This is a genomic window from Novosphingobium sp. (assembly GCF_031424035.1).
GTDB lineage: Bacteria > Pseudomonadota > Alphaproteobacteria > Sphingomonadales > Sphingomonadaceae > Novosphingobium.
Map to the genome: position 1 here is coordinate 41132 of NZ_JANPGP010000135.1, position 12676 is coordinate 53807.

The 12676-nt window shown below is 64.6% G+C and carries 13 protein-coding genes; 4 read left to right on the forward strand and 9 right to left on the reverse strand.

Going from position 1 to position 12676, the window contains the following annotated elements; genetic code table 11:
• Positions 1-7 precede the first annotated feature (7 nt).
• Complete coding sequence (locus RMO89_RS18750) at positions 8-976, reverse strand: Mrp/NBP35 family ATP-binding protein (protein ID WP_310535074.1); 969 nt, start codon at positions 974-976, stop codon at positions 8-10.
• Positions 977-1116: 140 nt separating this feature from the next.
• Here RMO89_RS18750 and RMO89_RS18755 point away from each other — a divergent pair, with 140 nt between their 5' ends.
• From RMO89_RS18755 to RMO89_RS18765, 3 genes are all read left to right on the forward strand, one after another.
• Positions 1117-2310 (forward strand): protease modulator HflK, encoded by a 1194-nt coding sequence (locus RMO89_RS18755; RefSeq protein ID WP_310535075.1) that lies wholly within the window; start codon positions 1117-1119, stop codon positions 2308-2310.
• Positions 2310-3164 carry a protease modulator HflC gene (locus tag RMO89_RS18760; protein ID WP_310535076.1) on the forward strand — a complete coding sequence of 285 codons (855 nt, stop codon included), beginning with the start codon at positions 2310-2312 and terminating at the stop codon, positions 3162-3164. The genes RMO89_RS18755 and RMO89_RS18760 overlap by 1 nt, the downstream gene beginning before the upstream one ends.
• A gap of 112 nt (positions 3165-3276) precedes the next feature.
• Entirely contained in the window at positions 3277-4815 is a 1539-nt protein-coding gene (locus RMO89_RS18765) for a Do family serine endopeptidase (RefSeq protein WP_310535089.1), read from the forward strand.
• A gap of 234 nt (positions 4816-5049) precedes the next feature.
• On the opposite strand, the gene RMO89_RS18770 is transcribed toward RMO89_RS18765, so the two are convergent.
• From RMO89_RS18770 to RMO89_RS18790, 5 genes are all read right to left on the reverse strand, one after another.
• Positions 5050-7113: a PBP1A family penicillin-binding protein gene (locus RMO89_RS18770; protein ID WP_310535078.1), complete on the reverse strand. Its 2064-nt coding sequence runs from the start codon at positions 7111-7113 to the stop codon at positions 5050-5052.
• A 147-nt stretch (positions 7114-7260) separates the two neighbouring features.
• Positions 7261-7656: a peptide-methionine (R)-S-oxide reductase MsrB gene (msrB, locus tag RMO89_RS18775; RefSeq protein WP_310535079.1), complete on the reverse strand. Its 396-nt coding sequence runs from the start codon at positions 7654-7656 to the stop codon at positions 7261-7263.
• Positions 7657-7694: 38 nt separating this feature from the next.
• The gene (locus RMO89_RS18780; protein ID WP_310535080.1) at positions 7695-8144 is read right to left on the reverse strand and encodes an NfeD family protein; all 450 of its coding nucleotides are present in this window, start codon (positions 8142-8144) and stop codon (positions 7695-7697) included.
• Positions 8141-9061, reverse strand: coding sequence for an SPFH domain-containing protein (locus RMO89_RS18785; protein ID WP_310535090.1), 921 nt, complete (start codon positions 9059-9061; stop codon positions 8141-8143). Before RMO89_RS18785 ends, RMO89_RS18780 begins: the two co-directional genes overlap by 4 nt.
• Before the next feature lie 88 nt (positions 9062-9149).
• On the reverse strand, positions 9150-10010 hold the full coding sequence (locus RMO89_RS18790; protein ID WP_310535082.1) for a dienelactone hydrolase family protein: 861 nt from the start codon (positions 10008-10010) through the stop codon (positions 9150-9152).
• A gap of 49 nt (positions 10011-10059) precedes the next feature.
• Here RMO89_RS18790 and RMO89_RS18795 point away from each other — a divergent pair, with 49 nt between their 5' ends.
• The gene (locus RMO89_RS18795; RefSeq protein ID WP_310535084.1) at positions 10060-10539 is read left to right on the forward strand and encodes a beta-lactamase hydrolase domain-containing protein; all 480 of its coding nucleotides are present in this window, start codon (positions 10060-10062) and stop codon (positions 10537-10539) included.
• On the opposite strand, the gene RMO89_RS18800 is transcribed toward RMO89_RS18795, so the two are convergent.
• From RMO89_RS18800 to RMO89_RS18810, 3 genes are all read right to left on the reverse strand, one after another.
• Positions 10540-10938 (reverse strand): VOC family protein, encoded by a 399-nt coding sequence (locus RMO89_RS18800; protein ID WP_310535086.1) that lies wholly within the window; start codon positions 10936-10938, stop codon positions 10540-10542.
• 35 nt (positions 10939-10973) lie between these two features.
• Complete coding sequence (locus RMO89_RS18805) at positions 10974-11954, reverse strand: nitronate monooxygenase (RefSeq protein ID WP_310535091.1); 981 nt, start codon at positions 11952-11954, stop codon at positions 10974-10976.
• A gap of 77 nt (positions 11955-12031) precedes the next feature.
• The coding region (locus RMO89_RS18810) for a LytTR family DNA-binding domain-containing protein (protein WP_310535088.1) at positions 12032-12676 on the reverse strand (645 nt) is incomplete at its 5' end.

Consider the following 12676-nt stretch of genomic DNA (forward strand, 5'->3'; position numbering starts at 1 on the left):
GTTACCATTACTGGTTATCAAGCCATGTCAGCACGCGTCTGGCAATGGCAGCGAAGGCCTGTCCCTCGGGACTATCCCCGGCGGCGGGAGGCTGGCCCGCGTCGCTGTCCTGCCGGATCTTGATGGTCAGCGGGATGCGGCCAAGGAAAGCCTCGCCCAGCCGTGCCGCTTCGGCCTCAGCCCCGCCCGAACCGAACGGATCAGACACCTCGCCGCAGTGCGGGCACATATAGCCGGCCATGTTTTCGACCACGCCGATAATCGGCACGCCCGCCTGATTGAACAATTGCATAGCGCGGGTGGCGTCGATCAGCGCGAGGTCCTGCGGCGTCGAGACAATCACCGCACCCGCCGGCTTGTGCCGCTGGAGCATGGTCAGCTGGACGTCGCCGGTGCCGGGCGGCAGGTCAACAATGAGGATCTCCGCATCACCCCAGTCGGCATCGATCAGCTGGCCCAGCGCGCCGCTCGCCATCGGCCCGCGCCAGGCAATTGCCTTGTCGCCTTCGATGAGGTTGCCCATGGAGAGGACGCCGAAGCCGAACGGGCTTGGCACCGGGAACATCTTGCTGTCCTTGGCACGCGGCTTGATGCCTTCGGTCTGCAGCAGGCGCGGCTGCGAGGGGCCGTAGATATCGGCATCGACCAGACCGACCTTGCGCCCCAGCCGCGACATGGCGACCGCAAGGTTGGCCGATAGCGTCGACTTGCCAACCCCGCCCTTGCCCGAACCCACCGCAATGATGCGGCGCTGGACCTTGTCCGCCGTCATCGCAACGCGCACTTCGCTGACGCCCGGCTGGCCCAGCAGCGCCACGCGCAGGGCGGCTTCGGTGCGTTCGCGCTCGATGGCATCGAGCCCGGAAACGTCGGCCACCACGGTCGCCGCGCCTTCGGCAAAGCGCAATGCAGTGACGCGCGCCTGCAGCGCGGGCGGCAGGGCTGCCTTGAGTTCGTCGCCAGTGCTGCCGGTCATTGTCACGCCTTTTTGCTGTCCGGGCCTGCCCTTAGCCGCAGAATGTTATGCTTGGAACTGCCCGAAGGGGCAAAATACCCGTGCAAAAATCGGAAGCCATGCCCCTGTTAATTCCGTGAGGCATTCCTATAACGAAAGCCATGAAGATCATAAGCGATGCAATCGCGGGGGCACGTCTGGCCATGGCTGGCCGCAAGTCCCCTTGGGGTTCGGGAAATCCGGGTGGAGGCGATGGCGAGGGGACGCCGCCCCCTTCCGGCGTCGATGGCGCGCCCGAAGCTCCGCCAGAAGGCCCGAAGGACTCCCCGAAAGGCCCGCGCAATCCTTGGCTGCCGCCCGCCGGCGCTGAAGAACCGCGTCGCTCGGCCAGCATTGAAGACATCCTGCGCCCCCGCAAGGGCGGTGGCGGCGGCGGCGGTAGGGGGCCCGGCGGCTTCAACTTCCCGCCCCTGCCCCAGCGCCCCGACGGCAAGTCCTGGGCCAAGCCGGCAATTGTAATAGCTGTCGCGATCTGGCTGCTGTGGTCAACCACGCACCAGCTGGATTCGAAGCAGCAGGGCATTGTCACCACGCTCGGCAAGTATTCGCGCACCGTTGGCCCCGGCATCTCGATGACCATGCCCTGGCCGATCGAGACGATGGCGGTGGAGGAAGTGACCTCGATCCGCAACGACCTGATCCCGACCGGTGAAGATGAAAAGCTGATGCTGACCAGCGACCAGAATCTGGTCAACATCTCGTACCTGGTGCGCTGGAACATCAAGGACCTGAAGCTTTACACCTATCAGCTCGACAAGCCGAACGAGACGGTGCGTGAAGTGGCCGAGGCCGCGATGCGCGCCGCCGTGGCCGAAGTGCCGCTGAACGGGGCGATGGGCGGTTCGGGCCGGCAGGCTATCGAAAGCCAGGTGCTCACCCGGATGCAGCAGATCCTTGATGCCTATCACTCGGGCATCCGCATCCTCGGCGTCGAAATCAAGAAGACCGACGCGCCTGAAAAGGTGATCGAGGCCTTCCAGCGTGTCACCGCCGCGCAGCAGAATGCCCAGCAGGAAGTCACCAGCGCACGCCAGTGGGCGCAGCAGGTGATCAATCAGGCCCAGGGCAGCGCCGCCGAGTTCGAAAAGGTCTACGAGCAGTACAAGCTTGCGCCGGAAGTCACCCGCCGCCGTCTCTATTACGAGACCATGGAGCGCGTGCTGTCGAACAATGACAAGGTGATCATCGAATCGGGCGGGGTCACGCCTTACCTGCCACTTCCTGAAGTGCGTCGCTCCGCTCCGGCCCAGACAGCCACGCCCGCAACACCCGCCGCGCCGCAGGGAGGCCAGTGATGCTCACACGTTTGCTTCAAGAGCAGAAGGCCGCGCTGATCACGGTCATCCTCGCGGCCGTGGTCGCGCTGTCGACCATCGTCATCGTGCCTGAAACCCAGCAGGCTGTTGTCATGCGGCTGGGTGAACCCAACCGCGTGATCAACCGGTTCCAGCCGGGTATCGATTTTGGCAGCACCGGCGCGGGCGTCAGTTGGCGCTTGCCGTTTGCCGAAACTGTGGTGCGGATCGACAAGCGCATGCTGAGCGTGCCGATGGAACGCCAGCAGGTTCTGTCGATCGACCAGCAGCCGCTGGTGGTCGATGCCTATGCCCGCTTCCGCATCATCGATCCCGCGCGCATGGTCCGCTCTGCCGGGTCGGCTGACCGCGTTGTCCTGCAGCTCCAGCCGATCTTCTCGTCGGTGCTGCGTCAGGAATTGGGCAAGCGCACGTTCCAGTCGCTGCTGACGGCAGAGCGTGGGGCGGCGATGATCAACATCCGCAACAACCTTGACAAGCAGGCGCGCGAATACGGTGCGCAGGTGGTCGATGTGCGGATCAAGAGCGCAGACCTGCCCGATGGTACCCCGCTTGACTCTGCCTTTGCCCGCATGACCGCCGCCAAGGATTCCGAGGCGACCACGATCATCGCGCAGGGCCAGAAGAACGCCCAATTGATCCGCGCCGATGCCCAGGCGAAATCGGCGCAGATCTATGCCGAAAGCTTCGGCAAGGACGCCGCGTTCTATGACTTCTGGCGCGCGATGCAGAGCTATGACGCGACCTTCTCCAATCAGAAGAACGTCGGCCGTTCGACCATCCTGCTCTCGCCCGACAGCGATTACCTGCGCCAATTCCGCGGAAAACAGTAATTCCGCGGAAAGCAATAAATGTCGCCATTCAATGTGCGTTCATCGTTGTCGGCGTGAATCCGGCACCGGGGACACGAGACACAGACGAAGGAAACCAGAGGACGTGAAGCCCGTGAAATATGCCTATGGAGTGACGTCGGCCCTGCTGCTTGGCGGCGCCGCGATTTCGCTGGCCACCGGCGTACCCGCCGGGGCGCAGGTTGCCCAGAATGACGCCCAGCAGATGGGCCAGATCGTGCCGCGCGCCGGTGCTCCCGGCAGTTTTGCCGAACTGACGCAGCAATTGCAGCCGGCGGTGGTCAATATCTCCACCCGCCAGAAAGTGCGTGTTGCAGCGGCGGCCAACCCCTTTGCCGGCACGCCGTTCGGCGATCTCTTCGGCGGCGGACAGGGACAAGGCGGCCCGCAGACGCGTGAGGCGCAGTCGCTGGGTTCGGGCTTCATCGTTTCGGCGGACGGTTTTGTTGTCACCAACAACCACGTCATCAGCGCCGAGGGCGCCGGCGGACAGGTCGAATCGATCACCGTGACCATGCCCGATGGCACCGAATACCCGGCCAAACTGGTCGGCAAGGACGCACAGTCGGACCTCGCCGTGCTCAAGATCACCGCCTCGAAGCCGCTGCCCTTTGTCAAGATGGGTGACAGCCGCGATTCCCGCGTGGGTGACTGGGTGATCGCCATCGGTAATCCCTTTGGCCTTGGCGGCACCGTCACCGCCGGCATCGTCTCTGCCGTTTATCGCAATACCGGCGCAGGCGGTGCTTATGACCGCTACCTGCAGACCGACGCCTCGATCAACCGGGGCAATTCGGGCGGGCCCTTGTTCGACATGAAGGGTCAGGTCATCGGCATCAACAACGCCATCTACTCGCCTACGGGCGGGTCAGTGGGCATCGGCTTTGCCATTCCGACCGAGATTGCCCAGCCAATCGTTGACAAGCTGATCAAGGGCATCGCCATCGAGCGCGGCTATCTGGGCGTGCAGATTGCCCCGGTGACCGAGGACGTCGCCGATTCGCTTGGCATCGCGCACAAGCGCGGCGAGATCGTGCAGGGCGTGCAACCGGGCGGCGCTGCCGCTGCGGCGGGCCTGCAACCGGGTGACATCGTGCTCAAGGTGGCCGGCAAGGACGTAACGCCCGAACAGACGCTGTCCTACATCGTCGCCAACACCCCGCCAGGCACCCGCATCCCGCTCGACATCATCCGCGAGAACAAGCGCATGACATTGACCGTGACGGTCGGCAAGCGCCCCAGCGAGGAACAGCTCGCGCTTGAAAACTTCGGCCAGCAGGGTGACACCGACGGCGATCCCTTCGCTCAGGGTGACAAGCAGGGCGACAGCCTGATCCAGAAGGCGCTCGGCCTTGCCGTGGTGCCGGTAACCCCGCAGATCGCCACCCAGCTTGGCGCGGCGCAGGGCACGCAGGGTCTGGTGATCACGGCAGTCGATGGTTCGTCCGACGCCGGATCGAAGGGCCTGCAGCGCTTCGATATCGTGCTGACCGCCAATTACCGCCCGGTCACTACCGCTGCCGGTCTGGAAGCGATCATCACCGAAGCCAAGGCATCGAACCGTAACGCCGTCCTGCTCCGCATCCAGCGGCGCGGCCAGCCGGCGGCCTATATTCCGATCCGCCTGCGCTGATCTTAGCCGGGAAATGAATAGTCCCCCTGCCGCCCGCGCGGCGGGGGGATTTTCTTTGGCGCATCTAATCCTCCCCGCACGCGGGGAGGTGGCAGCCGAAGGCTGACGGAGGGGGCTGCGCGGCCGGCGGTCGTTCGCAGGGGGAAGCGCAGATGGAGACGGGGTTACTCGACCGAGACGCCCCTCCGCCCCGGCGGGGCACCTCCCCCCGTGCACGGGGAGGATTTACTACCTTCAATTCCCCGGTGGCGGTTGGTCACCCCGGCGGACGCGGACGCCTTCCTTGCCGGTTGCCTCGTTGAGGAAGTCATCGTTCGCCGCACGCGGGGGCAGGCCGGCGTCTTCTGGGCGGCCGGGTTCATCCCCCGGGCGCGGGCGCTGGTTTTCCTGCGGCTCGATCAGGTTGCCCTGCTCGTCGACGAAAGAATAGTCCGAAGGCGCGGCGAGGATCTGTTCGTCATCAGGTTCAAGCTGCCAGGCCGGCAGTTTCAGCTCGGTATCAAACTTCTCAACCGGGCGCTTGGCCACGGCGAACTTCATGAACTGGGCAAAGGCGCGCGCCGGCGCGGTGCCGCCCTGCAGGCCGGCGACCGGCTTGGCATCGTCACGCCCCATCCACACGCCGGTGGTGATTCCGCTCGAAAAGCCGAGGAACCAGCCGTCCTTGTTGGACGTGGTGGTTCCGGTCTTGCCCGCCACAGGCCGGCCGATCTGCGCCGCGTGGCCGGTGCCGACACTGACGGCACTCTGCAACAGGTCGGTGATCCCGGCGATGACATATTGCGGCACGATCGGCTGCGCGGTGGGCGCGGCGCGCTGATAGATCGTGCGGCCGTCAGTCGTCACCACCTTGCTGATGCCATAGGGATCGATCGGCACACCCTTGGCCGAAACCGTGGCGAAGGCGCGGGTCATGTCAATCACCCGCACTTCGGAAGATCCGAGCACCATCGAAGGCATGGTATTGACCGGCGTGGTGATGCCGAACCGGCGGGCAACTCCGGCAATCGCGCCAAAGCCGACCTCGTTGCCGAGCTGCGCCGCAACGGTGTTCTTCGAATAGGCGAAGGCAGTGCGCACGTCGATCTTGCCGGCGAAGGTGCCGCCCGAATTGCGCGGCGTCCAGCCATCAATCGTCACCGGTTCATCGACCACGGCATCGTCAGGCTTGTAGCCGGCTTCGAGCGCGGCGAGGTAGACGAACAGCTTGAACGCCGAGCCCGGCTGGCGCACGGCCAGAGTTGCGCGGTTGTAGTTCGAGGTGACGTAATCGGTGCCGCCAACCATGGCCAGGATCGCGCCGTCGCGGTCCATCGAAACCAGCGCGCCCTGCGCCCCGCCGGGAACATTGGCGACTATCGATTTGGTCGCCGCGTCCTGCATTGCGGGATCAAGCGTGGTCCATACCTCGATCGGGTCGGTATTTTCCGGCACCAGAATGTCGAGCTGCGGCAGCGCCCAGTCGGTGAAATAACGCACCGAGTTCTTGCCACCCTCAGGCGCGAACTTGATGGCGGCGAGGTCGAGCGCACCGGCCTCCGACGCGCTGATCGCCTCGTTTTCGACCATCGTCTGCAACACCACCTTGGCACGGTCGACCGCGGCCTTGGCATCGGCGGTGGGCGAATAGTGCGACGGTGCCTTGACCAGCCCTGCGATAATCGCTGCTTCGGGCAGGGTAATTTCTTCCGCCGCGTGGCCGAAGAACTTGCGGCTGGCGGCATCGATGCCATAAGCGCCGCCGCCGAAGTAAACCTTGTTGAGGTAAAGCTCGAGGATCTGGTCCTTGGAGAACTTCGTCTCCATCGCCATTGCCCAGACCGCTTCATTCAGCTTGCGGGTCATCGTGCGGCTGTTGTTGAGGAACAGGTTGCGCGCCAGCTGCTGGGTAATCGTCGATGTGGCGCGCATCGATTTGCCGCTGGTGATCGAGACATAGACCGCGCGCATCAGGCCCAGCGGATCGATGCCAAAGTGGCTGTAGAAGCGCCGATCCTCGACCGAGGTCATGGCTGCCGGCATCACCTTTGGGATCGACCGCATGGACACCCATTTGCCATAGCTGGGGCCCATGTTGAACAGTTCGCTGCCATCGCGGGCACGCACCAGAATGGTCTGGCCGGACTGGCTGCGCTTCAGCTCCTCATAACTGGGGATCGACTTTGCCGTCACCGCCACGGCGACGCCAAGGAAGATCGCGCCGAGCAGCGCCAGGGCAAAGCCCCAGATCAGCAGCTTGCGAAACCAGCCGCTCTTTTTTTTCTGCTTGCCCGGCGGGGGCGGAGGGGGCGTGGGCATACCGGGTGCACCGAAACGTTGCCTGATGGCGCTGCGTGCCATATTCTGAAGCAATCCCATCCTCTGGCGGAAAAAGTTCCGCCCGTCCCTGCGCCCCTACCTAGGGCAATCGCAACGCAGCGTTAATGGCAAATCGTGTCGTTCAGCTCATTCCGGCTCGAAATCGAGGCTGGCCGAATTGATGCAGTAACGCAGGCCGTTTTCGCCCGGACCGTCGGGGAATACGTGACCCAGATGGCCTTCGCACTTGGCGCAGCGCACTTCGGTGCGGACCATTCCGTGAGCGGTATCGCGCAGTTCCTCGACCGCCTCGCCTTCGACTGGCGCGGTATAGCTGGGCCAGCCGGAGCCGGAATTGTATTTCGTCTCGCTGGCAAACAGCGGCGCACCGCAGCCGGCGCACTTGTAGAGGCCCGCTTGCTTGTTGCTTTCGTACTTGCCGGTGAAAGCCCGTTCGGTGCCACCTTCGCGCAGCACGTGATACTGCTCGGGAGTCAGCTTTTCACGCCATTCACCTTCGCTGATGTCGATCCTGTCCGTCATGGTCGTCTCCGTGCCTGCCGCCTGCGTGCCATATGGGATCAGTGAAGATGCTCGACAACCAGCACCGCGCCGTCATGGCCGGAAATCCGCATCTTGGTGCCAGGGGAGGCATCGGGGCCCTTGACCAGCCATTCGGTATCGCCGTGACTGGCGCGGCCGGTGCCATTGTCGATGGCGTGTGTGATCTGGACGATCTCGCCAATCAGCCGCGCGCCGCGATCGTTCATCGCCGGGTCCAAGCCTTCTATTTCGTTCGTCTTGAGCCAGCGCCGAGCCGCCATAACGAAACCCAGCGCGAGCACGGCGAACAGCAGCACTTGCAGCGCGAAGGAAATCGGCATGACCCAGGCGACCAGCCCGGTGATCACCGCCGCCCCGGCCAACCAGATCAGGAAGAACCCCGGAACCGCGATTTCCGCCGCCGCGAGGACGAGACCTATGGCCAGCCAAGTCCAGTGCGGATCGAGGCTGTTCAGCCAGTCGGTCATGGCTTGTCCTTCGGTGAACCCAGCGCGTCGCGCACCAGTTCACCGACCCCGCCCAGCGAGCCGATCAGCTGCGTCGCCTCAACCGGGAACAGGATCGTCTTGGCATTGGGCGAATTCGCAAAGGCGGCGACCGCCTCGGTATATTTCTGCGCCACGAAGTAGTTGAGCGCCTGCGTGCCCGACGTGGCGATGGCTTCCGACACCACGCGGGTGGCGGCAGCCTCGGCCTCGGCAAGGCGTTCACGGGCCTCGGCATCGCGGAAGGCGGCTTCCTTGCGGCCCTCGGCCTGAAGGATCTGGCCCTGCTTCTCACCCTCGGCGCGCAGGATCTCGCTGGCGCGCAGCCCCTCGGCCTCAAGGATGTTGGCGCGCTTTTCGCGCTCGGCCTTCATCTGGCGGGCCATGGCATTGGAAATGTCGGCTGGCGGGCGGATGTCCTTGATCTCGATGCGGGTGATCTTCACGCCCCACGGCGCGGTGGCGTGATCGATCACGATCAGCAGCTTGGCATTGATCTCGTCACGCTTGGACAGCGTTTCGTCGAGGTCCATCGAGCCCATCACGGTACGCAGGTTGGTGGTCGTCAACTGCATGATCGCGACATAGAGGTTCGACACCTCGTAAGCCGCCTTGCCGGCGTCCAGCACCTGGAAGAAGACGATGGCATCGACCCCGACCATCGCGTTGTCCTTGGTGATGATCTCTTGCCCGGGGATGTCGAGCACCTGCTCCATCATGTTGACCTTGTGGCCAATACGGTCAACGAAAGGCACGATGACATGCAACCCCGGCTGCGCGGCGAGCGTGTAGCGGCCCAGCCGCTCAACCGTATAGACATAGCCCTGCCGCACGACGCGCACGCCCATCAGCAGGAACAGCACGACCACGACCACAAGGGCCAGCAATGTCCCACCCATCACGCTCTCCTCAGTTACCACCATGCCAGCCATGCTAACGCGGCAGCACGGCCCCGCAAGCGGAATCGGAAGGGCAAGAGCGCAGCGATTACAGTTTCTTGTAGAGCGCCAGCAGCCGTTCAAACGCATGGTCGGCGGCGGCCTTGTCGTAGACTGGCGAGTCGGGGACGGTCCAGCCGTGGTCACCGGCATAGACCTCGATCTCTGCCGGGCGCCCGGCCTTGGCGGCGGCTTCCTTCAGCGCGTCCTTGTCGTTGGGTGACCGGGCATCGTCGTTCTTGGCGATGGCGAATAGGAAGCTGGCCTTGGTCTTGGCGAGCAACTTGCTGGGGCTGTCAGGCTTGTCGCCCACCAGACCGCCGCCGTGGAACGATGCGGCGGCACGCACCCGGCCCGGGTTGGCGGCAGCGGTGCGGACGGTGAACGGCCCGCCCATGCAATAGCCCTCGCTGCCGATGCCGCGCTTCTTGTCGACCGCCTTTTGCAGGTCGAGCCAGGCGACGAAGACCTTGCTGTCGAGCGAAACGCCCTCTGGTGTGACCGTGGCGATCATCGGCTTGAGCTTGGCCTGGCCTTCGGGCGTGCGCCATTCGGCGAAAGAGTTCAGCACCGGACTTTTGCCCGCGCGGTAATACTGGTTGACCGCGAGCACGGCATAGCCCTGCGCCGCCAGCCGCCGCGCCATTTCCTTCTTGGCATCACGCAGTCCGCCGATGTCGGGCCAGAAGATCACGCCGGGATGCTTGCCCTTGGCCGGATGAACGAAGAACGCGTCGCAGATGCCGGCGGGCGTCGGAATTTCGACCATGCGCTCGGTCAGCGCAGGGCCGCCCTTGGCGAGCGCTGCCGGACTGGCCGCAATCGACACTGCCGCTGCCCCGCCGATGATCCCGAACGTCCGCCGGGAAAGCGCGGTTTTATCGGCTTCGAGGGTGAAATCATCGCACATGGCCAGTCTCCCGATGGAACGGCATCCAACATATGATAGTGAAATGCATATGCAAGCAGTTGGATCCGACAAGACCCCACCTGAGCAGATCGCCTGCTGGCAGCGCCTGTCGGGCACGGTGACGACCTCGGGCCATCTCGAACCGGCGGACTTTGACGCGCTGGCGGCGCTCGGTGTGCGGCACGCGATCAACCTTGCGATGGGCGATCATCCGCAGATCCTGCCCGACGCGGCCGAGCGGTTTGCGGCGCTGGGCATCGGCTACACGCACATTCCGGTGCCGTTCGCTGCGCCTGAGGACACGCACTTCGCCGCCTTCGTCGAGGCAGTCGAAACCGCGCCCCGCCCGCTCCACGTCCACTGCATCATGAACTGGCGCGTCTCGGCCATGTTCTATCGCTGGCACCGCGACGTGCTGGGCATGAATGAGGGCGAGGCCCGCGCAATCATGAACCGCCAGTGGGAGCCAGAGACCAACGACTATCCCGGCGCGGCGGCCTGGGCGCGGTTCATCGCGGCGGGCGACTGATCACTCGGCCGTGTAGTTCAGCTCGACATTGATGCCATTGGGGTCGGTCAGCATGATCTGCTTAAGACCGGCGATCCCGTCATTGACCTTGATCGCATGACCCGCCGCCGCCAGCCGAGCCTGCGCCTCGGCAAAGCCGGTGCAGCGGAAGGCAACGTGGTGGACGGCATTGGTCGGCGCGCCGACGACATGGTCCTCGCCGTAATTGCGGAGCGTGCCCTTGACCACAACATGCACGCCGGGATGGCCGTTCGCGTCGTATAGCCAAGTGCCCTGATAGCCGAACTTCTCCGCCGGAGAGGCGCCCGCCGTCAACTCAACCGCGCTTTCATAAAAGGCGATCGTCGCGGCGAGGTCATCGGTCAGAATGTTGACGTGATCGAGGCTTTGGGTGGGCATGGATTATCTCCCTGACGCCCAGTCTGGCGCACAAATCAGCGGCGGGCCAGCGCCGCTTCGCACTCCTGCATCAGCGCGGCGATGATTTGCGCGACGGGCTCTTCCGAGGTGACCATGCCGACCGACTGCCCGGCCATCAGCGAGCCGTTCTCGACATCGCCGCCGATCACCGCGCGGCGCAGCGCACCGGCCCAGAAGTGCTCGATCTGGAGCTGTGCTTCGCCCATATCGACTTTGCCTTCATCGAGCAGCTTGGCCACTTCGACCTGCTTGGCGGTGAATTCCTCGGTGCCCTTGTTCTTCAGCGCGCGCACCGGGATCACCGGCAGGCGTGGGTCGACCTGGACCGAGGCGACCGCATCGCGGGCGTTGGCACGGAAGAAAGCCTTCTTGAAGAGAGGGTGGGCGATGGATTCGGTCGCGCAGGCAAAGCGCGTCCCGAGCTGGACGCCGCTCGCGCCCATTTCGAGGTAGGAGGCGATCATGTCGCCCCGGCCAATGCCGCCCGCGACGAAGACCAGATGGTCGGCGGAAAGTTCGGGCAGGATTTCCTGCGCCAGAACGCTGGTCGAAACGGGGCCGATGTGACCGCCGGCTTCCATACCCTCGATCACCAGCGCGTCGGCGCCAGAGCGCAGGTACTTCTTTGCCAGCGCCAGCGTCGGCGGGATGCAGATCGTCTTCGCGCCGCCTTCTTTCAGCGCCTCGATGCTGCCCTTCGGCGGAATGCCGCCGGCAAGCACGACATGGCCGATCTGATGCTTGGCGCAGATCGCGATCAGGTCGAACAGGCCCGGATGCATGGTGATCAGGTTGACGCCGAAAGGCTTGGAGGTCAGCGCCTTGGTCGCGGCGATTTCGGCATCGAGCAGCTCTGGCGTCATTGCGCCGCAGGCGATCACGCCAAAGCCGCCGGCATTGCTGATCGCCGAAACGAGGTTTCGTTCAGACACCCACGACATGGCGCCGCAGAGGATCGCGTGCTCGCTGCCCAGGAATTCGATGCCGCGCTGCATCAGCGCATGGGTCTTGTCGTACACTTAGGTCCCCCTGATCGTCGTCGCGCGCCTATAGGCAAGCATTGGCCCCGCGACTAGAGCCAGCCTGCTGTTTTGAGCACCGGCACCATGTTGCGTGCGACAGGCGCAATCAGCCCGCGCGCCAGGGCAAGACGGATATTGCGGCCATCGCGCTCCACGCCCTGAACCGCGCCGCGTGCCACCCACCAGCTGCGATGGACCTGAACGCCGTCGATGCCATCGAGTTCAGCCACGGCATCGCGCATCCGCAGCAGGATCAGGTCGGACCCCAGCGCGGTGTGGACGCGCAGGTAATGGTCCTCCATCTCCAGCGCGACAAGGTCAGTGCCGAGCCCCGGCGGCAGGCGATCGAACAGGCGCGGTTGCGGCGCGGGTTGTGCAACCTCTGCGGCAGGCACCGGCTGCGGCTTGGCGAAGGGTGCAGGTGCGGCGGGCTTCGACTGGACGAGGTAGAACACCATCGTCACCATGCCGCCAATGGCCAGCACATAGCCGTAAGTCTCGATCCACGCCCCCGGGGATGGCACGGCCAGCGGTCCCGGCATGGCACTGACCAACCAGACGACGACGGTCATCGGCACAGTCGCGATCAGGCAGGCGATCAGCCACAGCGACCATTCGGGCAAGTCGAGCACCGGCCCCAGCCGCGTCGTCAGGCCGCCGATCGGCCGGTAACAGGCATAGCCTGCCCAGGCGAG

What these genes read in the sequence shown, in the direction of transcription:
- RMO89_RS18790 (WP_310535082.1), bottom strand. Translation starts at nt 10,010, where the DNA reads ATGTGCGATGATTTCACCCTCGAAGCCGATAAAACCGCGCTTTCCCGG.
- RMO89_RS18795 (WP_310535084.1), top strand. Translation starts at nt 10,060, where the DNA reads ATGCAAGCAGTTGGATCCGACAAGACCCCACCTGAGCAGATCGCCTGC.
- RMO89_RS18770 (WP_310535078.1), bottom strand. Translation starts at nt 7,113, where the DNA reads ATGCCCACGCCCCCTCCGCCCCCGCCGGGCAAGCAGAAAAAAAAGAGC.
- RMO89_RS18780 (WP_310535080.1), bottom strand. Translation starts at nt 8,144, where the DNA reads ATGACCGACTGGCTGAACAGCCTCGATCCGCACTGGACTTGGCTGGCC.
- msrB (WP_310535079.1), bottom strand. Translation starts at nt 7,656, where the DNA reads ATGACGGACAGGATCGACATCAGCGAAGGTGAATGGCGTGAAAAGCTG.
- RMO89_RS18785 (WP_310535090.1), bottom strand. Translation starts at nt 9,061, where the DNA reads ATGGGTGGGACATTGCTGGCCCTTGTGGTCGTGGTCGTGCTGTTCCTG.
- RMO89_RS18760 (WP_310535076.1), top strand. Translation starts at nt 2,310, where the DNA reads ATGCTCACACGTTTGCTTCAAGAGCAGAAGGCCGCGCTGATCACGGTC.
- RMO89_RS18750 (WP_310535074.1), bottom strand. Translation starts at nt 976, where the DNA reads ATGACCGGCAGCACTGGCGACGAACTCAAGGCAGCCCTGCCGCCCGCG.
- RMO89_RS18800 (WP_310535086.1), bottom strand. Translation starts at nt 10,938, where the DNA reads ATGCCCACCCAAAGCCTCGATCACGTCAACATTCTGACCGATGACCTC.
- RMO89_RS18805 (WP_310535091.1), bottom strand. Translation starts at nt 11,954, where the DNA reads ATGCAGCGCGGCATCGAATTCCTGGGCAGCGAGCACGCGATCCTCTGC.
- RMO89_RS18755 (WP_310535075.1), top strand. Translation starts at nt 1,117, where the DNA reads ATGAAGATCATAAGCGATGCAATCGCGGGGGCACGTCTGGCCATGGCT.